The 23,646-nt window shown below is 66.6% G+C and carries 24 protein-coding genes and 1 tRNA gene; 16 read left to right on the top strand and 9 right to left on the bottom strand.

The features are described from left to right. Positions 1–19: 19 nt before the first annotated feature. Genes istA through TPAU_RS15090 form a run of 3 tightly spaced genes read left to right on the top strand, consistent with a single transcriptional unit; the run spans position 20 to position 2,819 of the window. Positions 20–1,714 carry an IS21 family transposase gene (istA, locus tag TPAU_RS15100; protein WP_041944211.1) on the top strand — a complete coding sequence of 565 codons (1,695 nt, stop codon included), beginning with the start codon at positions 20–22 and terminating at the stop codon, positions 1,712–1,714. Next, positions 1,711–2,535, top strand: a complete 825-nt coding sequence (istB, locus tag TPAU_RS15095) for an IS21-like element helper ATPase IstB (RefSeq protein WP_013124931.1) — start codon at positions 1,711–1,713, stop codon at positions 2,533–2,535. Before istA ends, istB begins: the two co-directional genes overlap by 4 nt. A 50-nt stretch (positions 2,536–2,585) precedes the next feature. Next, complete coding sequence (locus tag TPAU_RS15090) at positions 2,586–2,819, top strand: hypothetical protein (protein WP_013124932.1); 234 nt, start codon at positions 2,586–2,588, stop codon at positions 2,817–2,819. 26 nt (positions 2,820–2,845) lie between these two features. Here TPAU_RS15090 and TPAU_RS15085 read toward each other — a convergent pair whose 3' ends face one another. After that, on the bottom strand, positions 2,846–4,315 hold the full coding sequence (locus tag TPAU_RS15085) for a plasmid pRiA4b ORF-3 family protein (RefSeq protein WP_041944212.1): 1,470 nt from the start codon (positions 4,313–4,315) through the stop codon (positions 2,846–2,848). A gap of 109 nt (positions 4,316–4,424) precedes the next feature. On the opposite strand from TPAU_RS15085, the gene TPAU_RS15080 reads away from it, so the two are divergent. Further along, positions 4,425–4,958 (top strand): MFS transporter, encoded by a 534-nt coding sequence (locus tag TPAU_RS15080; RefSeq protein WP_147291099.1) that lies wholly within the window; start codon positions 4,425–4,427, stop codon positions 4,956–4,958. A gap of 104 nt (positions 4,959–5,062) precedes the next feature. Further along, positions 5,063–6,007, top strand: a complete 945-nt coding sequence (locus tag TPAU_RS15075) for a lipase family alpha/beta hydrolase (RefSeq protein WP_013127619.1) — start codon at positions 5,063–5,065, stop codon at positions 6,005–6,007. On the opposite strand, the gene TPAU_RS15070 is transcribed toward TPAU_RS15075, so the two are convergent. The 4 genes from TPAU_RS15070 to TPAU_RS15055 all read right to left on the bottom strand — a co-directional run bounded on the left by TPAU_RS15070 (position 5,977) and on the right by TPAU_RS15055 (position 9,342). Continuing rightward, complete coding sequence (locus tag TPAU_RS15070; protein WP_013127618.1) at positions 5,977–7,020, bottom strand: cation diffusion facilitator family transporter; 1,044 nt, start codon at positions 7,018–7,020, stop codon at positions 5,977–5,979. The genes TPAU_RS15075 and TPAU_RS15070 overlap by 31 nt on opposite strands. Positions 7,021–7,107: 87 nt before the next feature. Further along, on the bottom strand, positions 7,108–7,512 hold the full coding sequence (locus tag TPAU_RS15065; protein ID WP_013127617.1) for a RidA family protein: 405 nt from the start codon (positions 7,510–7,512) through the stop codon (positions 7,108–7,110). 55 nt (positions 7,513–7,567) lie between these two features. Next, positions 7,568–8,314 (bottom strand): IclR family transcriptional regulator, encoded by a 747-nt coding sequence (locus TPAU_RS15060; protein WP_013127616.1) that lies wholly within the window; start codon positions 8,312–8,314, stop codon positions 7,568–7,570. Further along, on the bottom strand, positions 8,311–9,342 hold the full coding sequence (locus tag TPAU_RS15055; RefSeq protein ID WP_013127615.1) for a sugar kinase: 1,032 nt from the start codon (positions 9,340–9,342) through the stop codon (positions 8,311–8,313). The genes TPAU_RS15060 and TPAU_RS15055 overlap by 4 nt, the downstream gene beginning before the upstream one ends. Before the next feature lie 151 nt (positions 9,343–9,493). On the opposite strand from TPAU_RS15055, the gene TPAU_RS15050 reads away from it, so the two are divergent. From TPAU_RS15050 to ahpF, 10 genes are all read left to right on the top strand, one after another. After that, positions 9,494–10,708: a type III PLP-dependent enzyme domain-containing protein gene (locus tag TPAU_RS15050; protein ID WP_245537799.1), complete on the top strand. Its 1,215-nt coding sequence runs from the start codon at positions 9,494–9,496 to the stop codon at positions 10,706–10,708. 13 nt (positions 10,709–10,721) lie between these two features. Further along, the gene (locus TPAU_RS15045; protein WP_013127613.1) at positions 10,722–12,323 is read left to right on the top strand and encodes an N-acyl-D-amino-acid deacylase family protein; all 1,602 of its coding nucleotides are present in this window, start codon (positions 10,722–10,724) and stop codon (positions 12,321–12,323) included. Next, the gene (locus TPAU_RS15040; RefSeq protein WP_013127612.1) at positions 12,320–12,943 is read left to right on the top strand and encodes a bifunctional 4-hydroxy-2-oxoglutarate aldolase/2-dehydro-3-deoxy-phosphogluconate aldolase; all 624 of its coding nucleotides are present in this window, start codon (positions 12,320–12,322) and stop codon (positions 12,941–12,943) included. The genes TPAU_RS15045 and TPAU_RS15040 overlap by 4 nt, the downstream gene beginning before the upstream one ends. Before the next feature lie 9 nt (positions 12,944–12,952). Continuing rightward, the gene (locus TPAU_RS15035; RefSeq protein WP_013127611.1) at positions 12,953–14,347 is read left to right on the top strand and encodes a GntP family permease; all 1,395 of its coding nucleotides are present in this window, start codon (positions 12,953–12,955) and stop codon (positions 14,345–14,347) included. 100 nt (positions 14,348–14,447) lie between these two features. Then, entirely contained in the window at positions 14,448–16,088 is a 1,641-nt protein-coding gene (gene pgm / locus TPAU_RS15030) for a phosphoglucomutase (alpha-D-glucose-1,6-bisphosphate-dependent) (RefSeq protein ID WP_013127610.1), read from the top strand. A gap of 43 nt (positions 16,089–16,131) precedes the next feature. Further along, entirely contained in the window at positions 16,132–16,872 is a 741-nt protein-coding gene (locus TPAU_RS15025) for a DsbA family protein (protein ID WP_147291098.1), read from the top strand. 88 nt (positions 16,873–16,960) lie between these two features. Then, positions 16,961–17,033 (top strand) — tRNA-Ala (locus TPAU_RS15020). Between the two features lie 234 nt (positions 17,034–17,267). Continuing rightward, the gene (locus tag TPAU_RS15015) at positions 17,268–17,549 is read left to right on the top strand and encodes a putative quinol monooxygenase (RefSeq protein WP_013127608.1); all 282 of its coding nucleotides are present in this window, start codon (positions 17,268–17,270) and stop codon (positions 17,547–17,549) included. A 225-nt stretch (positions 17,550–17,774) separates the two neighbouring features. Beyond that, positions 17,775–18,338 carry an alkyl hydroperoxide reductase subunit C gene (gene ahpC, locus TPAU_RS15010; RefSeq protein ID WP_013127607.1) on the top strand — a complete coding sequence of 188 codons (564 nt, stop codon included), beginning with the start codon at positions 17,775–17,777 and terminating at the stop codon, positions 18,336–18,338. An 89-nt stretch (positions 18,339–18,427) separates the two neighbouring features. Next, positions 18,428–20,005, top strand: coding sequence for an alkyl hydroperoxide reductase subunit F (ahpF, locus tag TPAU_RS15005; RefSeq protein ID WP_013127606.1), 1,578 nt, complete (start codon positions 18,428–18,430; stop codon positions 20,003–20,005). A gap of 10 nt (positions 20,006–20,015) precedes the next feature. Here the strand turns inward: ahpF and TPAU_RS15000 are convergent, their stop codons facing one another. The 3 genes from TPAU_RS15000 to TPAU_RS14990 are packed head-to-tail and all read right to left on the bottom strand — an operon-like array spanning position 20,016 to position 22,611. Beyond that, positions 20,016–20,234 carry a KTSC domain-containing protein gene (locus TPAU_RS15000; protein WP_218022111.1) on the bottom strand — a complete coding sequence of 73 codons (219 nt, stop codon included), beginning with the start codon at positions 20,232–20,234 and terminating at the stop codon, positions 20,016–20,018. Positions 20,235–20,284: 50 nt separating this feature from the next. After that, positions 20,285–20,623 (bottom strand): UBP-type zinc finger domain-containing protein, encoded by a 339-nt coding sequence (locus TPAU_RS14995; protein ID WP_013127604.1) that lies wholly within the window; start codon positions 20,621–20,623, stop codon positions 20,285–20,287. Next, positions 20,620–22,611, bottom strand: coding sequence for an acyl CoA:acetate/3-ketoacid CoA transferase (locus TPAU_RS14990; RefSeq protein WP_013127603.1), 1,992 nt, complete (start codon positions 22,609–22,611; stop codon positions 20,620–20,622). The genes TPAU_RS14995 and TPAU_RS14990 overlap by 4 nt, the downstream gene beginning before the upstream one ends. Before the next feature lie 110 nt (positions 22,612–22,721). Between TPAU_RS14990 and TPAU_RS14985 the strand changes: the two genes are divergently transcribed. Then, positions 22,722–22,967 carry a DUF2630 family protein gene (locus tag TPAU_RS14985; RefSeq protein ID WP_013127602.1) on the top strand — a complete coding sequence of 82 codons (246 nt, stop codon included), beginning with the start codon at positions 22,722–22,724 and terminating at the stop codon, positions 22,965–22,967. Positions 22,968–23,175: 208 nt separating this feature from the next. Here TPAU_RS14985 and TPAU_RS14980 read toward each other — a convergent pair whose 3' ends face one another. Continuing rightward, entirely contained in the window at positions 23,176–23,640 is a 465-nt protein-coding gene (locus TPAU_RS14980) for an NUDIX hydrolase (RefSeq protein WP_013127601.1), read from the bottom strand. Positions 23,641–23,646: the final 6 nt, after the last annotated feature.

The following is a 23,646-nucleotide window of genomic DNA, read 5'->3' as shown; positions in this document are numbered from 1 at the left end:
AAGCAGGTGGTGGTCGATGATGGGATCGAAGGTGGAGCTGTTCGCGCAGATTCGGCGGGATGCCCGGGTCGAGGGCATGAGTATCCGGGCGTTAGCCCGGAAACATGGTGTGCATCGTCGGACGGTGCGGCAGGCGTTGTCGTCGGCGGAGCCGCCGCCGCGGAAGACGCCGGAGCGGTCATCGCCGCGGTTGGATCCGTTCAAGGCGGCGATCGATGCGATGCTGCGGTCGGATCTTCAGGCTCCTCGGAAGCAGCGGCATACGGCGACGCGGATCCGGGAACGTTTGGCGATCGAGCACGGCGCGGTCGAGTTGTCGTATTCGACGGTGCGGGACTACGTGCGGGTTCGGCGGGCGCAGATCGAGGTGGAGGCCGGACGGCGCACGGAGGTGTTCATCGCTCAGGATCACGCGCCGGGTGCGGAGGCGGAGGTCGACTTCGGCGAGGTTTGGGTGATCCTGAACGGGGTCAAGACCAAGTGCCACATGTTCGTCTACCGGCTCTCGCATTCGGGCAAGGCCATTCACCGGGTCTATCCGATCGGCGGGCAGGAAGCGTTCCTCGAAGGACACGTGGAGGCGTTCCGCGAGCTCGGTGGGGTCCCGACCCGGCACATCCGCTACGACAACCTGACCTCGGCGGTGGTCGCGGTGCTGCAGGGCGGGGACCGGCGCCGGCAGGAGAACCCGCGCTGGACGTTGTTTCACTCGCACTACGGGTTCGATCCGTTCTACTGCCAGCCTGGTATCGCCGGGGCGCATGAGAAGGGTGGCGTTGAGGGCGAGGTCGGTTGGTTTCGCCGCAACCGTTTGACCCCGATGCCGCAGGTGGAGTCCCTTGATGAGCTCAACGAGCAGATCAAAACTTGGGAAGCGCGCGATGAGGGCCGGCGTATCGACGGCCGACTGCGGACCGTCGGCCAGGACTACCAGCACGACCGGGCTGCGCTGGCTCCGTTGCCGGTGGAGGATTTCGACCCTGGTCTGGTCCTCACACCGCGGGTGGACCGCTCGGCGATGATCACCGTTCGGATGGTCCGCTACTCGGTGCCGGCGCATCTGATCGGCCGCCGAGTCCGCGTCTCCCTGCAGGCCTCTCAGCTGCTGGTCTACGACGGCCGCGCCCTAGTCGCGCGGCACCAGCGCGTCGCCGGCCGCGGTATCGCGAAGGTCGACCTCGACCACTACCTCGAGGTTCTCAAGTTCAAACCCGGCGCCCTGCCGGGATCAACAGCGTTGGCTCAAGCCCGCGCAGCGGGGGTGTTCACCGCCAGCCACGACGCGTTCTGGGCCGCAGCCCGAAGAGTGAACGGTGACGTCGACGGCACCAGCGAGCTGATCGACGTGCTGCTCTTGCACCGCAGCCTGCCCGCGGACGCGGTGACTGCCGGCATCGACGCTGCATTGCGGGTCGGGGCGGTGACCGTCGAGGTGGTCGCGGTGGAGGCCCGCCGCGCAGACGCAGCACTGCTGACCACTAGCGACATGACGGGTGGGGCCAGCTCGGGTCGTCATCGCGTTCGCCACGCTGATCGGCGTGAGCAACGAGTTGTCAGCCTCACCCAACGACGCCTCGCAGACCCGGCCGCGGTGATCGCCGGCCTCCCACCTGACCGACGGCCACTACCGACGGTCGCCGCCTACGACCGGCTCCTCCGTCGGCGCACCGCCTCAGACGCTCCACCACCACCGACTCCGGAAAGGCACCCATGAGCACCACCACCTCGAAGTCCCAGGCCACCACGCTGGCGCCATCACTGCGGCGCCGCGGAGGTCTCACCGAAGAAGCCGCGATCGCTGCCGTTGACCAAGCCTGCCGACGCCTGCGGCTACCGACGGTGCGGTCGATGATCGACCAGCACCTCGCCGCCGCGGCCAAGCAACAGCTCTCGTATCAGGGGTTCCTCGCCGAACTCCTCCTGGCGGAGGTCGATGACCGCGACCGGCGCTCGACTGTTCGCCGCGTGAAAGCCGCCGGGTTCCCGAGGGATAAGTGGTTGGCGGACTTCGACTTCGACGCCAACCCCGACATCGAGGCCGCCACCATCCACCAGCTCGCCACCGGCGACTGGATCCGCCACGGCCTGCCGCTCTGCCTGATCGGCGACTCCGGAACCGGCAAATCCCACCTGCTGATCGGATTGGGAACCGCCGCCGCTGAGCAGGGCTTTAGAGTCCGCTACACCCTCGCCACGAAACTGGTGAACGAGCTGGTCGAAGCCGCTGACGACAAGCAGCTCGCCAAGACCATCAACCGCTACGGCCGCGTTGACCTGCTCATCATTGACGAGCTCGGCTACATGGAACTCGACCGCCGCGGCGCCGAACTGCTCTTCCAAGTCCTCACCGAACGCGAGGAGAAGAACAGCGTCGCGATCGCCTCCAACCAATCCTTCTCCGGCTGGACCGACACCTTCACCGACCCCCGGCTCTGCGCCGCCATCGTCGACCGGTTGACCTACCGCGGCACCATCATCGAAACCGGCACCCACAGCTACCGACTCGCACACACCGAGGGGGCGGCAGAGTTCTGACAGACGGGCATGACTCGCTGACTTCAACGGCACTCGATACGGTGGCGGGTATGGCGATAACGCGAGGCACCGAGCGGTTCGCGCTGCTGGCGGAGCAGACGCAAGCCGCTGCCCGGCGACGGGGGATTGCGGTCACCGACGAGGTGATCGATCAGATCCTCAACGCCGAAATTGAGCGGGTGGCCAAGTTGATGGGAATCGAACCTCGCACAGCCCTGCTATACACGCCTGCGGATCTGCCGCTGACGTTGGCAGAGATGATCGCAGCCACCCACCACCAGTAACCGGGTGCCAGCACTGACCAGCGGTGTTATCGCTGGTTGAGCACTGCGCGGGCGGTAGCAGCGATACCGTCGTCTGTTCCGCGCACGTGCCATCTATCGCGGTGCGTATCGGTCATGCTCTCGAGGATCGTGTAGGTCGGGCTCGTCACGGGCAGCATCATCGGGTAGCGGTTGGCGCCGCCGGTTCTCCATCCTGCTGCGTAGAGCAGGTCACTGACCTCTTTTCGCCAGTTCTCCACCGGTGTTCCGCTCCCGACCACGGCAAGCAGGAGCCATCCGGCCTCACGATCGAAATCCTTGGTACCGCAAGGAAGCCGTCCCACGATGTGTTCCCACAACGCTGTGGGGTCACCGCCGATGCGACGAGCAGCCCGGGTTGGGCTGATCCTGCCCTTGCGGACACTGAGTAGCCCCACCGCCTGCGCCGCTTCACGCACCGTCGCCACCGGAGGCGTGAGATCCTCCCGGTTCGCCTTTCCCATCCACCAGTTCGCGATGCCACTGCGCTGCGCGAACCGCTCGACCACAACAGGCGGGAGGTAACCCGCGGCGGTGAGCTTGACCCCCTCACCGACTTCTTCGAGCAGCAGACGGTAAGGCTCGGTGAGCCGTTCAGCTTCCGCGGCGGACACACTGGCCTGGCCGTGCGACTGCGGCCGCGCGAGCACCCCCTGCAACAACGAGCTGCCCTGCATCGTCAGCCGATGGGCGATCTGCCCCAGTTCACCGTGGCCTGGAGCCAGAACCGAAGCAGGATCGAAAAGAGCGAGCGTGATGGCGGCATTGGCGTCATCGACGTCGAAGACATCCGGGTCCCAGCCCCCAGGGAGCCAGTCGTTCGCCTCCTCCGCGCTGCCGAAACTGTCAGGAAGGTGCGCCGCGTCCCTACCCTTGCGAACCCACAGTGCTACTTCATGGAACCCGCCCAGACCACCGCAGTCCTCAGGCGGGCACGCGTTCTTCCCCGCCACACACAGCGACGCAGACGGACAGGTGTCGAGGACCTGCTCAACCTTGAGCTTGTGCTCCCAGCCATCGCCAAAGTCGTACTCGTACCACAGCTCGTCACCCACGCCCGCGATGACCTGATCGAGCCGGACATCCTGCTCCAGCACCCCTTCCTCGCCCTCGCTGACATCGAATGCCGTCAGGAAGGCCGGAGAACGATGATCGCTGCCTGTCCTGAACTTGTGCAGGTGACAGTCGTACCAGCCCATCGCCGCCTGGATCACCTCGTGCACAGCAGAAAGTGTCAGATCGCCGGGCAACTCCAGCCGCCGCCACACAGGAGGCTTCGCGCCATGCAGATCCAACCGGACACGAAACCCGACCACCCGGTCAGGCACAGGTAGCAGCGTCGGCTGCCGCACCCGCGTCAGAGCATCGACCTCTGCAGCGAACCGCGCGTTCACCACCGCATCAAGCACAACCCGTCTCTCCTGCGGGCTCAGCCCCTCCACATACTCGCGGGCCACAGCAGACAGATCCTCGACCATGCCCCCCAGTCAACCAGGACTCGACACAACCCGCCCCACCGCGAACCAGACTACGCCCGGGGCCAAATCAAACCGTCCCAGTGGGGCCACTCCCAGTTGACATAGCCATGTGGGGGCCGCCGCAGGAATGGGAAGCCACGGCGTCGCGGCCCTCATGATCGTGTTCGGTGCTGGCGGGTTCCTGGCGGGACGCACCATCGGGCGGGTCCTGCAGTCGGTTCCGATCAAGCGGGTTCTGATCGTCGTGTTGTCGACGATGACCGTTCTGCTCGGGATTCTGGCGTGGCTCACGGCGATCGAGGTTCACCCGCTCGCCGCGATCGTTCTCTTCCCGCTGCTGTTCGCGTTGGGCGGTGCGTGGTGGTCGGGTGGGATCTCGCAGCAGACGCGTATCGCCGGACATGCGCCGGCACAGCGCTCCCAGGCGATCGGCCTGCACTTCTCCGCGCAGTTCTTGGGCGTTGCCGTGGGCGGTGCGCTCGGAGGCCTGGCGCTGGACAACTCCGGTCCTGTGGCCGTCCCGGTGGTCAGCGCGCTGATCGCAGCGGCCACGATCCTTTCGGTGCGAATGGTGGCGCCCGTCGCCGGTAGCGGGGCTCCGGGGGCCGCAGACGCCCGGCATACCGCCTTCGCGCCGTCGTAGGTCGCGATGCCGCAGTCTTCGATGTGTGAGCACTTCATCGTCTTATAGAACAAGTTCTACAAAACGGGTTTGCGAAATCGCAACGTCGGTTACCGTGCGATGGCATGAGCCCTCGCACCCTCGTCCGCCGCGCCGTCGGTGCCGTCTTCGCGCTCGTGTTGGTGATCATTGCGGTCCCGGCGCAGGCGGCACCGCCGCTACCGGAGAACTTCAACTTCTTCGGCGGCATACCGTCGGAGCTGACAAACCCCAACGGTTCGCTTCCCGGAACCAATGACTACGCCTGCAAACCAACTGCGCGGCACCCCAACCCCGTCGTCCTGGTGCACGGGACGGGCGGCGGTTCGCAGACCAATTGGGGCGCCTATGCGCCGCTGCTCAAGAACAACGGCTATTGCGTCTTCAGCTTCACCTACGGCGCTCTGCCGGGTGCGCCGTGGCCGGTGAATCAGATCGGCGGCACGCGCCCGCTCGCAGACAGCGCCGAGCAACTCAAGGCGGTGGTGGAACGCGTTCTCGGATCCACTGGCGCGCGCAAGGTCGATCTGATCGGGCATTCGCAAGGCACACTCATGCCCTCGTACTACGTGAAATACCTCGGTGGCGCAGACAAGGTGGGCAGGTACGTCTCCCTCGCCCCGCTGTGGCGCGGCACCGGGGCCGATATCGGCCGCGCCGTGTCAATGTTCGCGCGCGGTCTGAACCTGCCCGACCCGTACTTTCCGGTCTTCGAATCCATCGGCGACATGCTGCCGGGATCCCGCTTCCTGGAGAAGATCTGGGCCGGCGGCAGTCCGTACGCCACCGGCGTCGAGTACACCAACATCTCCACCCGGTACGACGAGCTGGTGTTGCCGTACACCAGCGGCCAGCTCGCGGGAAGGGCGGTCACGAACATCGTCGTGCAGGACACGTGCGCCCAGGACTTCTCCGATCACCTCGCGATCGCGGGCTCCCGTCGCGCCGCCTACTTCGTTCTCAACGCCCTCGATCCAGCACACCCACGGACGGTGCCGTGCTACGTGGTGCCGCCGTTGTTCGGTGCGTGATCGTCAGTGGCGCTCGAGGTGGGCCGGATGATCGGAACCTGCGCCGTTGCAGGGGCGCCGCCCGTCGCTGACCCGGGCTCCTCCGAGCGATATGTCTCGCCATGCGGCTCGTCGCAGTGGTCCGCTTCGCCGACGTGGTCGACCTGCAGGGTGGCGTGCTCGATGTCGTAATCGTCGTGCAGGCGCTGCGCCACCGTCGCCCGGACGGCGTGACAGTCGGCGCCCGGTGTCACGAGGATGTGCGCCGACATGGCCGCCTGGCCAGAGGTGATCTCCCAGATGTGCAGGTCGTGCACCTCCTCGACGGATGGGACCGAGGCGATATCGGCGCCGACCTCCGCGGGGTCTACGCCCTCGGGCGCAGCCTCGAGGAAAATGCGGCCCGATGCCTTCACCAGGCCCCAGCCCGCCTTCAGCATCAGTCCGGCAACGACCAGTGCCGCGATCGCATCGGCCTGACCCCAACCCGTCGCCCAGATGATGGCGCCGGCGATCGCGGTCGCGATGAACGCGTAGAGGTCGTTGAGGATGTGCTGGTACGCACCTTCGACATTGAGGCTCTGCCGGTTCGCGCGTCGGATGCACCAGGTGGCAGCGATGTTCACCACGCATCCGGCGAGGGCGGTGAAGAACACCAGCTTTCCATCGACGTCCGGGGGCGAGATCAGGCGGGAGATGCCTTCGTACACGAAGAACGCGGCGAGAAGGAGCAGCGTGATGCCGTTGGCCTGCGCGGACAGGATCTCCGCCCGCTTCAACCCGTAGGTGTATCCGCCCTTGGCTGGTTTGGCCGCGATCTTGATCGCGAACAGCGCCAGCACGATGGCCGCGGCGTCGGTGAGCATGTGCGCCGCATCGCTGATCAGCGCCAGCGAGCTGGCGATGATGCCGATCGTCACCTCGATCGCCATGAAGGCGACGATCAGTGCCAGCGCCAGGCTCAGCCAGCGCTTATCCGCATCTGCCGAGACTCCGTGATCGTGCCCAGCGTGTGAGTGCCCGTCCGCGCCCATGTCACGCCCCCTTCCGGTCCGGGCGAAAGATTACATCCAAACATGCGCATGTATCAATAGAGACCGGTTGGCGCTGTGAGCGGACTCTCAGTCGAGTGCGGCCAGGGCGTCGATCTCGACCAGCATCACTTCGTGCGGCAGGTCGACGAAGACAGTCGTGCGGCACGGCAGCGCCGATCCCTCGGGGACGTTCTCCGCGATGAAGGCGCCGTACACCTCATTCATCGCGGCGAAATCGTCGCGGGTGGTGAGATAGACGCGGAACATCAGGACGTCCGCGATCGACGCACCGCCGGCCTCGATGATCGCCTTGACGTTCTGCAGGGTGCGCAGGGTCTGCGCCTTCACGTCCCCCTCGGCGATGTACTGATTGGTCACCGGGTCCATAGGGCCCTGACCGGAAACCTGGAGCAGGTTGCCGCGGCGCACTCCCTGGCTGAAGAAGTGGGCGGGAGCTGGTGCGTCGGTGGTCGAGATTGCGGTGGCGGGCATGGATTCTCCTCTGTGTCGGGTGATTCGGTGTGTCTCCGGGGTCTCCGGGAGGTTCTCAGCGCGGTCGGTAGCCGCAGTCCGCGGAAATGGCCGCGCACGTCGCGCGCAGCGGGTCCAGCAGATCGAGTAGGTCTTCGAAAGGCAGCACCACATCGGGTACCGATACCGACACCGCGGCCACGGTTGTACCGGAGGCATCCCGGACCGGAGCCCCGATGCAGTTGATCGAAGGCTCGTTCTCCTCGCGGTCCGTCGCCCAGTCCTGTTCCCGCACGCGCGCGATCTCCGCCAGATACTCCTGAGGGGTGACGATCGTGTTGGCGGTGCGGCGGGTGAAGTCCATGGTCGCGACGATCGGCTTCAGTTCTGCATCCGGCAGCGAGGCCAGGAGAAGTTTGCCCACGGCACTGGAATTGAGGTTCGCCTCCATGCCGACGCGGGAGTACATCCGGATCAGATCGCGTGATTCGAGTTTGTCGATGTACACGACCGCATCGCCCTCGCGCGCCGCGAGATGAGTGGTCCGCCCGTACTCACGGTTGAAGGCGATCAGGTGCGGTGCGGCGATGCTGCGGATGCTGCGCTGCTCGGAAGCTCGTGCCGCCAGGTCGAACACGCGAGATCCGAGGTGATAGCGATGCTGCTCATCGTGATACGCGAAGCGGGCATCGACGAGTGGTCGCAGCAGGCGCAGCACGGTGGTCTTATGTACTCCGAGCGAGTCCGCGAGGTCGTCGAGCGAGGCCGGTCCCTCGCCCAGCAGGGTGAGGATATCGAGAGCGCGAGTCAGGCTCTGGCTCATGCGGTCCCACTTTCCGACGGTGGCGGGAACGTCGTGCCGCCCACGCGTACGCCATCCGGACCGACCTGCGCGCACGCCCAGGTCTCGTCGTCACAGGTGAGCAGAGCGTGAAGCGCCTCCGTCGGCAACAGTGCGAAATCCGCACGGACCGTGAGGGTCGCTGCGGCGCCCGCGTGGCCGCGGCGCAGGCAGGTCCGGAGATCCTCGCCGTGGGCGAGGCCGTTGAGGAATCCCGCGGCGAACGAGTCGCCGGCTCCCACCGGCTCGACCACCTCGACGGTGAGCGCGGGAACCGCGGTCTGCATTCCGTCTCGGGAGAGGGCCACGGCGCGCGCGGCGCCGTCCTTGACCACGACGGTGTGGGGTTCGGGGAGAGCGTGGCGCACGTGCGCCGGATCGCCGGTGCCCAGCACTCGTTCGGCCTCATCGGATCCGACCAGAACCACGTCCGCACTGCGCGCGAGGTCGATGACGAGGGTCGGATCACCTGCCGGCCACAGCTGTTCGCGCCAGTTGATATCGAAGGTGACGGTGCCCGTCACACCGTGGCGATCGCGGAGCAGTGCAGTGACCAGATCTGCGCATCCGGGCGATAGAGCCGCGGTGATGCCGGAGGTGTGCACGAGCGTCGCCCGGCGAAGGACGTCGGCGACCACTGGCTCGTCGAGGAAGCGCGAGGTCATGGCGGACGCAGCGGATCCTGCGCGCCGGTAGGTGCTGGCGGTGACCGGTTCCCCGGCTTCGTCGACGCCTTCGGTCTTGGCGTAGCGGCCGGTGAACGCGGTGGGGTCGGCCTCGACCGCGGCCACGTCCACGGCGTGTGAGCGCAAGTGGTCGATGATTCGGGCGCCCTCACGATCGCCACCCACGCGGCCGATGAAGGCGGCCGCCGTTCCGAGCGCGGCGATACCGGTCGCCACGTTGGCTTCGGCCCCACCGGTGTGCATCGACGGTGCGGATGCATCGAGGTCGCCGACCGCGACCAGTGCCAGCGGTTCGCCGACGCACGCGATCAGTGGTTCCGTCACCACGCCTCCGGTTTCAGTGGTTGTGCAGGTGCTGCGCCCGATGCTACCGTCTGTGACACGCATCACGCAACAGTGATTGCAATATACGCAACATAGCAGATTGGGGAAGTCGATGAGCAGGGGGATCGGGGCGCGACCAGACACTCTGAGCATGGTCGACAAGGCTGTCCCGGCGTGGGCCGACGGTCTCGACCGGGCGGAGTTCCTGGCGCGTGGACCGCGCTTGAGTGATCTCTCGACCCCGGTTCTGGTGCTCGATCGCGCGGCGATGGATCGCAACGTGGCCGAATTCGCCCGGTGGACGGCTGCCCACGATCTCGACCTCGAGCCGCACGGTAAGACCACGATGGCGCCCGCGCTGTGGCAGGACCAGCTCGACGCCGGTTGCACCGCCATCACCGTCGCCAATCTGCCACAGCTCCAGGTCGCGGTCGCCGCCGGATTCCGGGATCTGCACGTGGCCAACGCCATCGCCGATCCCGCCGGACTGCGCTGGCTGGGTGCCGCACTCGATGCGGACCCGGAGTTGGCCGTGACGCTGTGGGCCGACGGTCCGAGCACCGTCGACGCCCTGGAGCGCGGACTCGCGGGTGCCGTCCGACAGCCCACGGTGCTCGTCGAACTCGGTGGCCCCGGCGGCCGCACCGGGGCTCGCTCGATCGACGACGCCTACGCGACCGGCGAGCGGGTCGCCGCGTCCGACCGGCTGCGCCTGGGCGGCGTCACCGGCTACGAGGGCGCCTTCGCGCACGACACCTCCGCCGCATCTCTCGCCGCTGTCGATGAATACCTGAACAACATTCTCGCCCTGCACGAACGACTCCGCCCCCTGTACCCGGAGGGTCGGATCGTGCTCTCCGCGGGCGGAAGCGCCTACTTCGATCGCGTCGCCGCCGTGCTCGGCGGAGTCGAGGGCGCGCGCGTGGTCGTCCGATCCGGGGCGTACATCATCCACGACGACGGCTTCTACCGGTTCATCACGCCGTCGGGACGCGAGGCCGGCGCACCGGAACTGCGCTCCGCCATGCACATCTGGGCCCGCGTCATATCCCGGCCGGAACCCGGGCTCGCGCTCCTGGACGTTGGTCGACGCGACGTCTCGTTCGACGAGGGACTGCCCGAGCCGCAGGCCGCGGCGGGCAACCTGGGGGAGGAGCCGCGCCCCCTGAGCGCCGAGATCTCCGCCGTCAACGACCAGCACGCGTTCCTCCGCCTTCGCGCGGACGACCCGCTCCAGGTTGGCGACGTCGTCCGGCTGGGTCTCAGTCATCCGTGCACCGTCTTCGACAAATGGAGGGTGATCCCGGTCGTCGCCGACGACGCGACCGATCCGATCGTGGTCGATGTCATCTCCACCTACTTCTGATTACGGGAACCTCATGCACGACTTCGTGATCCGCGGTGCCGCCGTGATCGACGGCACCGAGACGCCGCGGTACACCGCCGACGTGGCCGTCACCGATGGCGCTATCGCCGCCATCGGCGCCGACGTGGGCGCGGCGCATCGAGTGATCGATGCCGACGGGCTGGTGCTCACCCCTGGTTTCATCGACATGCATGCGCATTCGGACCTTCAGGTTCTCCTCAACCCCGCGCATCCGTCCTGGATCACCCAGGGCGTCACCTGTGAGGTGATCGGCCAGGACGGCCTGAGCTATGCGCCGGTGACCGACGAGACGCTCGCCGCGGTGCGGAAGCAGATCGCCGGCTGGAACACCGATCCGGACGACTTCGACTTCTCCTGGCGCACCGTGGGCGAGTACCTGGACCGGCTTGATGAGGCGGGCACCGCGACCAACCTCGCCTATCTCGTGCCGCACGGCCTCCTGCGTGCACTCACGCGGGGCTTCGACGACGGCGTCGCGACCCCGTCCGAGGTGGTACGGATGCAGGAGATCCTGACGCAGGGGCTTCGCGAGGGGGCCGTGGGACTCTCGACCGGCCTCACCTACACCCCGGCCATGTACGCAGACGGCGCCGAACTGGATGCGTTGCTGCGCACCACTGCGCGGCACGGCGGCTACTTCTCGCCCCACCACCGCAGGTACGGAGCGGGCGCGATGGACGCCTACCGGGAGATGATCGATCTCTCTCTTGCTACCGGCTGCCCGCTGCACCTCGCGCACGCGACCCTGAACTTCGGGCCGAACAAGGGGCGCGGCCCGGAGCTTCTGGAACTGCTCGACGCGGCGATCGCCGACGGCGCCGACATCAGCCTGGACACGTACCCGTACCTTCCCGGTGCCACCACACTCTCGGCGATTCTGCCCAGCTGGGTCGCGGCCGGCGGAACTGATGCCGTCCTCGGCAGGCTACGCGATCCCGAGGCGTTGGTCCGGATCCGGGAACACCTGGAACACAGCGGCTCCGACGGCTGCCATGGTGTGACCGCCGAGTGGGACACCATTGAAATCAGTGGCGTCGGCAATCCGCGACTGGCCGGGTATGTGGGGTGCACCATCAGTCGGATCGCGACGGCCGAGGGCCGTGATCCGTTCGATGTGTGCGTGGGCATCCTGCTCGACGACAGGCTCGCCACCGGCATCCTGCAACACGTCGGGCACGAGGAGAACGTGCGCGCGATCATGCGCCACCGCACCCATACCGGTGGCAGCGACGGACTGCTCGTAGGCGCCAAACCGCACCCGCGAGGCTGGGGCACCTTCGCTCGGTATCTCGGTCACTACAGCCGCGATCTGGGGCTGATGAGCCTCGAGGAATGCGTCGGCCACCTCACCGGCCGGGCCGCCCGCCGACTGAAACTGGTGCGTCGCGGCCTGATCCGCGAGGGCTTCGCCGCCGACCTGGCACTGTTCGACCCCGATACCGTGATCGACCGCGCCACGTACGAGTCTCCGCGGACACCTGCCGCGGGTTTCTCGCACGTCTTCGTGCGCGGCGTCCTCGCGCTCGACGATGGCGCTCTCACCGGCGCCCGCGCAGGCGGGGCGCTCCGGCTCACCGACGAAGGAGTCCTGTGACCACCTCCCTACTCGACGATCTCCGCGCCGACCGCGTGCTCACCGTCGTCCGCGCTCCCGATCTGCCCGATGCGGCGGCGCTGTGCCGGGCGCTCGCCGCCGGCGGCATCCGCACAGTGGAACTCACCTTCACCACGCCCGGGGTGCTCGACCATCTGGAGCGGGCCGCGACCGTCGTCGAAACCTGCCTCGGGGTGGGCACCGTGCGGACATCGGCGCAGGCCCGGGACGCGGTGAACGCGGGCGCCCGATTCCTGGTGACCCCCGATGTGAACGAAGACGTCGCGCAGACCGCGCGCGACTTCGGCATCCCCGTCTTCCTCGGGGCGCTCACTCCGACCGAAGTGGCACGTGCCGCCGCACTCGGCTCGGTAGCCGTGAAGATCTTCCCCGCCCGCGCCTTCGGGCCGGGCTACCTCAAGGACCTGCACGGTCCGTTCCCGGGACTGCCCCTGCTACCGTCCGGTGGCGTCAGCGAGAGCAATGCCCACGAATTCCTGGACGCGGGCGCGGTCGCCGTCTGCGCCGGCACGTCCGTCGTGCCACCCGCCACCGTCGCCGCCGGCGACTGGGCCGATATCACCACGCGTGCCGCGCGTTTCGTGGCCGCTCTCGGATAGGAGACGCCGATGTCCTCGGTAGTTGAATGGTTGCAGCACGATACCGGCGGGCTGCTGACCCTGGCGGCGGTCTCGATCGCCGTGCTGCTGTTGCTGATCATCAAGGTCAAGCTCGAACCGTTCATCGCCTTGATCATCGTGTCCGTGGGGCTCGCGCTCGTGGCCGGCGTTTCGGTGGAGAAGCTGGTCGGATCGCCGCAGAAGGGTGCCGCCCAGTCGATTCTGGAAACCGGGTTCGGCGGCATCCTCGGTCACATCGCCCCGATCATCGGCCTCGGTACGGTCCTGGGCGCCCTGCTCGAAAGATCAGGCGGCGCTGATGTTCTCACCAACTGTCTCCTGCGGCTGTTCGGGCCCAAGGGCGCACCGCTCGCCATGGGTGTCACCGGTCTCATCCTAGGTATTCCGGTGTTCTTCGACATCGGCATCTTCATCCTGGCGCCGCTGGTGTACGTCTGCGCCAAGCGCGGCGGCAAGTCCCTGGTGATGTACGCGCTGCCCATGCTCGCGGGACTATCGATGACACACGCCTTCCTGCCTCCGCACCCCGGACCAGTGGCCGCCGCAGGCCTGCTCCACACCTCGCTCGGCTGGATCATCCTGATGGGGATCATCTGCGGCATCCCCGCCTGGTTCGTCTCCGGCATCGTGTGGGGCACCTGGATCGGCAAGCGCGTGATCGTCGAGGTCCCTGAGGACTTCGTCCCCGAGGAGGAACACGCCAGCAAGACCCCGCCGCCGCTGGGCCTGATCGCCTTCATCATCGCCGTCCCGATGCTGCTGATCCTGGGCGGCACCTTCGGGTCGGTGATCCTCGAACCGGGCTCGCAGCCCTATTCGATCCTGGTGTTCTTCGGCACACCGGCGATTGCGCTCACGCTGGCCGTCGTCCTCGCCTTCTACCTCCTGGGCATCCGCCGCGGGATCAACGCCAATCAACTCGCGGAGATGACGGGCAATGCGCTCAAGCCGATCGGCATGATCCTGCTCGTCGTCGGTGCAGGTGCCCTGTTCGGTGCGGTCCTTCGGGCCACTGGCGTGGGCACCGCGCTCACCGATTCGATGTCGAACCTGGGGTTGCCGCTCATCGTCTCCGCGTACCTGGTCAGCTGTGCGCTGCGGATCGCGCAGGGGTCGGCGACGGTGGCCATCACCGCGACCGCCGGGATCATCGGCGAGGCGGTGGCGTCGGGCGGGTACTCGCAGGCGCAGATCGCCCTGATTGTGATCGCCATCTCAGCGGGCTCGATCATCCTCAGTCACGTCAACGACGGTGGCTTCTGGATCGTCGCGAAGTACTTCAACATGACTGTCAAACAGACGCTGATGACCTGGACTGTTCTCGAGACGATCCTCTCGGTGGTCGGCTTCGCGATGGTGCTGCTCCTCTGGGCCTTCGTCTAGCTTTCGTTCCCCGCGCGCCGAGCGGGAGTCGGGGATACGTTGGACGTGCTGTTGTGCAACCTGCAACAGCACGTCCACGCTCGATGAAGGGGTGACACCGATGGCTCATGCGCGTGCCGGACAGCCGGCGCTTCCCGAAGACCTGATCGACGTCGATGCCGTTCATACGGCATACCATTCGGAGCATCCGGACCCTGGAGACCCCGATCAGCGGGTCGTCTTCGGGACCTCGGGCCATCGCGGCACATCGCTGAACGGCAGCTTCAACGAGGACCACATCCTGGCCACTACTCAGGCCATCGTCGAGTACCGCACCGCCCAGGGGATCCGAGGCCCTCTGTTCCTGGCCAAGGACACACACCTGTTGTCTGGGCCGGCGTGGGAGTCCGCCGTCGAGGTTCTTGCCGCCAATGGCGTCGAGACCCTGATCGACCTCGACGACCGCTACACGCCGACACCCGCTGTGAGCCACGCCATCCTCACCTTCAACCGGGGACGCACCGATGTGCAGGCCGACGGTATCGTCGTGACCCCGTCGCACAACCCGCCGGCCGACGGCGGCTTCAAGTACAACCCGCCCAACGGCGGCCCCGCCGACACCGACGCCACCGCCGCGATCGCCGCACGGGCCAATGAGATTCTGGCCGGCGGCCTGCGCGAGGTGAAGCGCATCCCGATCGACCGCGCACTCGCCTCGGATGTGGTGCGCCGCTTCGACTACCTCGATTCGTACGTAGGCGACCTGCCCTCGGTGCTGCACCTCGACACGATCCGTGACGCGAGTGTGCGCATCGGGGCCGACCCACTCGGCGGCGCCGCGGTCGGCTACTGGGGCGCCATCGGCGACCGGTACAACCTGGACCTGACGGTGGTGAACCCCACGGTCGACCCGCAGTTCGCGTTCATGACCCTCGACACCGACGGCAAGATCCGGATGGACTGCAGCTCACCCAACGCGATGGCCTCGCTCATCGCGAACAAGGACCAATTCGACATCGCGACCGGCAACGACGCCGACTCGGACCGGCACGGCATCGTCACCCCCGACGGGGGCCTGATGAACCCGAATCACTACTTGGCCGTCGCGATCGACTATCTCTTCGCGTCCCGTAAGGGCTGGCGCGACGATGCGGCCGTAGGCAAAACCCTGGTCAGCTCGTCCATGATCGACCGAGTGGTCGCGGAGCGCGAGCGCACGCTGCTGGAGGTTCCCGTCGGATTCAAATGGTTCGTCCCGGGCCTCCTCGACGGCAGCGTCGGCTTCGGCGGCGAGGAGTCCGCCGGTGCCTCGTTCCTCCGGCACGACGGTGGCGTGTGGACCACCGACAAGGACGGCATCATTCTTGCGCTGCTCGCTGCCGAGATCCTGGCCGTGACCGGCAAGACCCCGTCGCAGCACTTCGCGGTGCTCGGCGAGCAGTACGGCGTGCCCGCATATGCGAGGATCGACGCCCCCGCGGATCGGGAACAGAAGGCGGTGCTGGCGAAGTTGTCCCCGGAGCAGGTCGCCGCCGACGAGTTGGCGGGGGAGCCGATCACCGCGACCCTCACCCGAGCCCCCGGCAATGGTGCCCCGATCGGCGGCCTGAAGGTGACCACCGAGAACGCCTGGTTCGCCGCCCGGCCTTCGGGTACGGAGGACGTCTACAAGATCTATGCCGAGTCGTTCCGCGGACCCGAACATCTGGCCCTGGTGCAGGCGGAAGCGAAGGCCCTCGTGGACGACGCACTATCTTCATAATCGCTTGACCTGCTCATAGTCCGAGTCCCGCTATGGTGTGGGGGTGAGCAAGGGTAAGAACGCCAAATACGTTCCTGTGAAGCAGTCCAACACCATGACCTACGTGTTGGGCGGAATCGCCGTCCTGGTGGTGATCGTGGTCGTGATCGGCGGCGTGCTGCTGCTGAGTAAGAAGGAGGGCACGCCGGCTGACAAGGTGACGGCCGCCATCAATGGCGCGACCCCGGTGTTCGTGCTCGGCAAGGACGACGCCAAGACCAAGCTGACCTTCTTCGAGGATCCCTACTGCCCTGCCTGCGGCAACATGGAGCGCAATTACGGCGAGCAGATCACCAAGGGCATCGAGGACGGGAGCCTGCAGATCAAGTTCTTCATGCTGTCGTTCCTGAACCAGCAGAGCCCGTCCCGCGACTACTCCGACCGTGCCGGCGGCGGCCTTCTGGCGATCGCCAAATCGTCACTGCCCGACGACCAGAAGCAGAAGGCGTGGCTGGGCGCGCATAGCGCGATGTACGCGCAGCAGCCGCAGGAAGGTTCGGGTGACCGCGACAATGCCGGTCTCGCCACCGTGATGGCCGACGGTGCGAAGTCGAAGGGGGTCGAGTTGCCCGCCGATGTGATCGCCGCGATCCGCGACGGCAAGTACACCGCTGAGTCGGCCACCAACGCCGCCGCAGGCAGCAAGCTCATGCAGGAGATCGGTAGCACCGGTACTCCGACTGTGGTCAAGGACGGCGAGCTGCTCAAGGTCCAGGGCGATTGGCTCACCCAGGCTATGGCCTGACTTCGGTTCTGACCTGCCGATTTGGTGGCCGGTGCGCGCCTCCTGTAATGTTCTCCGGGCGGGAAACCGCAGGTGAACAACTTGATACGGGGCTATGGCGCAGCTGGTAGCGCACCACACTGGCAGTGTGGGGGTCAGGGGTTCGAGTCCCCTTAGCTCCACAGAAGGCCGCCCGGTCTCGCGATATCGCGAGACCGGGCGGCTTTTTCGATATCGTCACCGTCGTTGGTGCCTGAGGGCGGCAATCGAGGAAACCGAAGCGGCAGAGGGTACTCCTGAGTATCGCGTGGCAGCGACCGGCACTCGCCGCCGCCATCGGCCTACAGTGGTCCTCATTCGTTCGGGTACGGCACGTGACGACGCCCGATCACACGCGACCACTGAGGAGACACCCCATGACAGTGCTCGTATCCGCCGTTGTGAAGCCGACCGCCGAGGGGCGGGCCGCAGTACGCGAGGCGATCGCGACCGCCCTCCCGCTGGTCCGGCAGGAACCCGGCTGCATCTCCTACGACGCCGCCGAGAACGAGTCCGAGTTCTTCTTCATCGAGCAGTGGGAGAGTCCCGAGGCGCTCACGGCGCACTCCACGTCGCCTGCGTTCACCGCAATGGTCCAGGCCGTCGGTCCGCACCTGTACGAGCCACTTCAGGTGCGTACCGGCTCGTCACTGACGTAGCCGCCCGCACGGGGCATCGTCGTTGCGGGTCCTGTCGCTGGCGCGTCAAGTTCTGGCGACAGTGATGAGAATCACGCCCGTGTAATCACCACCTCTCAGGTCCGCTGCCTGCAATGATAGGCAGACATGATGTATGTCCTAGGACGAATTGATTTGTCCAATCAATCGCGCGGACCTAACCTCGAATTCGAACCCAACAGGTACCCGAACGAAACGAGGAAGCACGTGTCGCTGATCAACAAGCAGATCAAGCCCTTCACCGCCGAGGCATTCAAGGACGGCAACTTCGTCACCGTCTCCGATGAGGACATCAAGGGCAAGTGGGCCGTCTTCTACTTCTACCCGGCCGACTTCACCTTCGTCTGCCCCACCGAGCTCGGCGACCTCGCCGACCACTATGAGGAGCTGCAGTCCCTCGGCGTCGAGGTCTTCTCGGTCTCCACCGACACGCACTTCACCCACAAGGCGTGGCACGCCTCGTCGGACACCATCGCCAAGATCAAGTACGCCATGATCGGTGACCCGAGCCTGCAGATCAGCACCGACTTCGAGGTGCTCCGCGAGGGCCAGGGCCTGGCGGACCGGGGCACCTTCCTGGTCGACCCCGACGGCGTGGTCCAGTTCACCGAGGTCACCGCCGAGGGCATCGGCCGCAACGCCGCTGAGCTCGTCCGCAAGGTCAAGGCCGCCCAGTACGTGCGCTCGCACCCCGGCGAGGTCTGCCCCGCGAAGTGGGAAGAGGGCGCCGACGCCCTCGCTCCGTCGCTGGAGCTCGTCGGCAAGATCTAAGGCCTTGTCGCCACGACTGTGGGGCGGGGCTCACCTCCCGCCCCACAGTCGTTTTCATCCCTGTCGCTTCTCCGGAGGAACGGATCACCATGCTCGAAGCCTCGCTCGCCACTCAACTCAAGTCCCTGCTCGCGAACGTCACGATGCCCGTCGAGCTGGTTTCGACGCTCGATGACGGCCCGAAGTCGGCCGAACTCGCGGAGCTGCTCGACGAGATCGCGGGCATGTCCGAGCACATCACCCACGACCGGACCGGCGATGACCCGCGGACCCCGTCGTTCCTGATCCGGCGCGCAGGCACCGACATCGCGGTGCAGTTCGCCGGAATTCCTCTGGGGCATGAGTTCTCGTCGCTCGTGCTCGCCCTGCTCCAAGTGGGTGGTCATCCGTCGAAGGAGGCCGCCGAGCTGCTGGAGCAGGTCCGCGAGCTCGACGGCGACTACCACTTCGAGACCTACTTCTCGCTGTCCTGCCAGAATTGCCCGGACGTGGTTCAGGCACTGAACCTCATGTCCGTGCTCAACCCGCGCATCACGCACACCGCGATCGACGGCTCGCTGTTCCAGGACGAGGTCGATAGCCGCCAGGTGATGGCCGTGCCGACCGTCTTCGTCAACGGCGAGCCGTTCGACTCCGGCCGCATGACTCTAGAGCAGATCGTCGGCAAGCTCGACGACGGTGCCGCCGAGCGCACCGCCGCCTCGCTCGCCGAGAAGGACCCGTTCGACGTGCTCGTCGTGGGCGGCGGTCCCTCCGGTGCCACCGCTTCGGTGTATGCCGCCCGCAAGGGGATTCGCACCGGTATCGTCGCCGAGCGCTTCGGCGGCCAGGTGCTCGACACCATGGCCATCGAGAACTTCACCTCGGTCAGCTACACCGAGGGCCCGAAGTTCGCGGCCGAGCTCGAGAACCAGGTGCGCCAGTACGACGTCGAGATCATGAACACCCAGCGCGGTGCGCACCTGCGCCGCGACGAGGCGACCGGCATGATCTCCGTCGAGCTCACGAGCGGCGCTGCGCTGCAGTCGCGCACCGTCGTCATTTCCACGGGCGCCCGGTGGCGTTCCATGGACGTGCCCGGCGAGGCCGAGTACCGCAACAAGGGCGTCACCTACTGCCCGCACTGCGATGGCCCGCTGTTCAAGGGCAAGCGCGTTGCCGTGATCGGCGGCGGCAACTCGGGTGTCGAGGCCGCGATCGACTTGGCGGGCATCGTCTCCCACGTCACGCTCATCGAGTTCGACTCCGAACTGCGCGCCGATCAGGTGCTCCAGCGCAAGCTGCGCAGCCTGCCCAACGTCGATGTCCTCGTCAGTGCGATGACCACCGAGGTGCTCGGCGACGGCGGTAAGGTCACCGGCCTCACCTACACGAGCCGCACCAGCGATGAGTCTCACACGCTCGAGTTGGACGGGGTCTTCGTGCAGATCGGCCTGCTGCCCAACACCGAGTGGCTGGAGGGCACTCTGGAATTGAGCGCCCGCGGCGAGATCGTCGTCGATGAGGCGGGCCGCACCTCGGTGCCCGGTGTGTTCGCCGCCGGCGACTGCACCACCGTGCCGTTCAAGCAGATCGTGGTCGCCGCAGGTGCCGGCGCCACGGCCGCGCTGAGTGCCTTCGACCACATCATCCGTACCGACGTCCCGGCCGACGTCGTCGCCGGCTGACGTCCGCCCGTCAGAGTGCGACGGCGCGGAAGCGCGGTTTGACGATGCCGTTGACGAACCGCCCCGTGGACTCGGCAGCGAGAAGATCGTCGAAGACCTCTGGCGGGACCTCGTAGTACAGATAGGTGGCTCCGCCGGTGAATCGGAGGGCCAGGATCTGTTCTGCGGGGTCGTAGCCTGCTGCTTCGATCGCGCTCGATTCGACGGGCTGCATCGGCGGTAGCTCCACGAGTCGTCCCTTCCGTCGGCCGGGCGTCACCGTCGACGGTACGGGGCCCGTCAGTTCAGGTGCTGCATCCAATCGGCCGGCACCCGACCGTGTGGGCCCGGCGCCGGCTGATCCGTGGGATGACTCGTGGGTTCTGCCAGATCGGGGCCCTCGAAGACGAGCTGGGTACGAAAGTCCCAGAACCAGTCCTCGCCTGGTTCGAAGCTCTGCATCACCGGGTGATCCGTCTCCAGGGCGTGCCGACTGGCATGCCTGCTGGGTGATGAGTCGCAGCAGCCCACGTGCCCGCACTGGGCGCAGCGCCGAAGATGGAACCACCACCCGCCAGCGGCATCGCACTCCTGGCAGCCGGTGCCGCTGGGTTGGGCCGTGAGATCGATTCCACTCATGCGGAGGTGCCACCGTCGGGGGAGTGGGATGCGGAGATCGCTTCCCCGCGGCTCTCGTAGAGATGCGGTGCCAGGCCCCGATCGGCAAGATGATCTGCCAGTTTGAGCCTGAGGAATGCCGAGGTCGTATAGCGAGTCACGGTCTCACAGTATCGATTCGTGGTGCGGACGCACGCTGCGAAGCTATCCGCCAATTCGGGCGGCAGTGAGAAGTTGTCGTAGTTGACCACCATGTTCACCTGACGCCCGATGGCCGCGAGTCGCTGATCGATCTCGACGAATGCGCCTTGAATGTCTTCTTCGGTACGAACCGCGATTCCCTCCAGATTGAGGAAGAAGATGTTGCGCTTCTCGTCGTAACTGAACCGCGCCTCGAGCGGAACGGTCAGCAAGTCATCACCGAGTCCCATCGGCTGGTCACGGAAGATCCTGGCGTCCATGGTGACCGGTGGCGTGTCCATGACCGGTTCGAACTCGATGAGGTCCAGAACATCGCGCTGGAGGTCCACTCCGGGTGCGATCTCGGTGAGTTCCATACCGCGTTCGGTGAGTACGAAGACGCAGCGTTCGGTGATGAACATGACGGGCTGGCCGCTGCGCACGGCGTATTCGCCGGAGAAGGTGCGCTGATCGACGTCTTTGAGGAATTTCGGAGCCGCTGGTCCCTGCGTGGTGACGATGGCTCCGTCCACCACCTCGGTGTGTGCGGGAGCGAGGAATGTGCCGAGGAAGTAGACCGCCTTCGCGTTCTGGCTGATGTTGATGAATCCGCCGGCGCCTGCGAGCCGCGGGCCGAAGCGGCTGACGTTCACGTTGCCGTGTTGATCGGCCTGCGCAAGGCCGAGGAAGGCCGCGTCCAGGCCACCACCGTCGTAGAAGTCGAATTGCGAGGGTTGTGCGAGGATCGCGTCTGGATTGACCGCCGATCCGAAATCAGTTCCACCGGCGGGCATCCCGCCGATCACCCCGGGCTCCGCCGTCAGTGTGAGGTAGTCCAGGATGCCCTCTTCGGTCGCGACGGCGGCGACCCCCTCCGGCACCCCGATGCCCAGGTTCACCACGGAATTGGGGCGCAGTTCCATCGCCGCGCGGCGGGCGATCACCTTGCGAGGATCGAGGGGCATCGCGGCCACCCGGGACATGGGCTGGCGGATCTCGCCGCTCATGCTCGGGTTGTACTGCGATCCCCAGGACTGGGTGTGCCGCTCGGGAGAGGTGGCGAGGACGACGCAATCGACCAGAACGCCGGGGATCTTCACATCGCGCGGGTGCAGCGACCCGCGTTCGGCGATCCGCTCCACCTGCACGATCACGAGGCCACCCTTGTTGTGCACCGCGATCGCGATCTCCAACGCCTCAAGCGTGAGCGATTCTTTCTCCATCGTGACGTTGCCCGCGGGATCCGCGGTGGTACCGCGAAGAAAGGCGACGTCGAGCCGGTCGAAAGCCTTGTAGAACAGATACTCTTCGCCGTCGATCTCCATGATCCGGACGCGATCCTCGACGGTGATGTCGTTGACCTTGCCGCCGCCCAGGCGCGGATCGGCGAAGGTGCCCAGGCCCACCCGGGTGAGCAGGCCCGGTTTGCCGGCGCCGGTATCGCGGACCAACTGAGCGAGCACGCCCTGCGGCAGGTTGTAGGCCTCGATTCCGCCGGAGACGGCGAGCTTCTGCAGCGCGGGCGCCATACCGTAGTGACCACCCATAGAGCGCTTGAGCATGCCGTCGTGGCACAGGTGGACGAAGCCGCGATCACCGCGGTCGCCCTGAGCCACGGTGAACACGAGCGAGAGATCCTTCGGGTTGCCGCTGGCGAGATATCGGCGCTCCAGTGCGAGCACCAGTTCTTCCGCGTAGCCCTGGCCGGCGAATCCCTCCACCACGAGGTAGTCGCCGTTGCGGATGAGGCGTACGGCTTCGTCGGCGGTCACCACCTTGTCCCGGATCGGTGAGGCGCTGGTGCGGGTCAGAACCGGATCGATCGTCATTTGCTCCCTCATTCCTGGTGTGACCTCCGTCACCGCTCGATTGGTACTCTAGCCCCACGGGAACCTGTTCCGGGGGCGAAAATCCGCCGAATCAGTGGCAGGATCGGGACATGACCGACGATGCGATCCACACCCGCATTCAGCACCTCATCGACACCGAACACGAGTTGCGGCGCAAGCTCGCGGCGGGCGAGATCGACGCCGAACAGGAGAATGCCGAGCTGCAGGGGCTGGAGCAGCAGCTCGATCAAGCCTGGGATCTGCTGCGACAGCGGAAGGCGAAGCGTGAGTTCGGCGAGAACCCCGACGATGCTGCGGTGCGGCCGGCGCCGGTGGTCGAGGACTACCGCAACTAGGGGACGGGCGTGAGCATCTGATGACGCTCGCGCAGTGCCGCCGCGATGGGAAGCGGCGTGAACAACACGGCCCGCTACATCGGCTCGTCGCTCGGGGTGACGATCGCCGGGGTGCTGGCTACCGGTTCCGCGAGCGCGATCGTCGGCTGGAACACGGTTGCCTGGGCGGCCGCAGCGGCATCGCTGGTGTGCGTCGTCGTGGTCTGGGCTATGCGCTCAGGTGTGCGCGCAACCGATCCAGGAACGCTCCCTGCGCCTTCACCAGCTTCTCGGCCGCCTGGTCGAGGCTGAACCACCCGGCCCGGTCGACTTCCGGGAAGCTGCGCATCCGGCCAGATCCGCGCGGCCACTCGATGTCGAACTCGTTCGAGCTGATGTGGTCGGCGTCGAAGTCGCCCTGGCGCGCGAAGACCGTCACCGTCTTGCCGCTGGACTGGCGTACCGAGCCGAGCGGCACCGTCGGGCCTGAGGGCGCGGGTGATCCGAGCTCCTCGGCGAACTCGCGCTCGGCCGCGGCGAGTGGCTCTTCGTCGGTGTACAGGCCTTTCGGAATCGACCAGCCGTGCCGGTCCTTTCGGCTCCAGAAGGGACCGCCCATGTGTCCGATCAGCACCTCGGGCTCGCCCGTACCGATGATGCGGTACAGGAGTAGTCCGGCACTGGTGGCAGTCACTATTGC

It is taken from the genome of Tsukamurella paurometabola DSM 20162 (genome assembly GCF_000092225.1).
In the GTDB taxonomy this organism is placed as follows: domain Bacteria; phylum Actinomycetota; class Actinomycetes; order Mycobacteriales; family Mycobacteriaceae; genus Tsukamurella; species Tsukamurella paurometabola.
The sequence above is the reverse complement of the archived record's forward strand: the minus strand, read 5'-3'. Positions and strand labels throughout refer to the sequence as shown.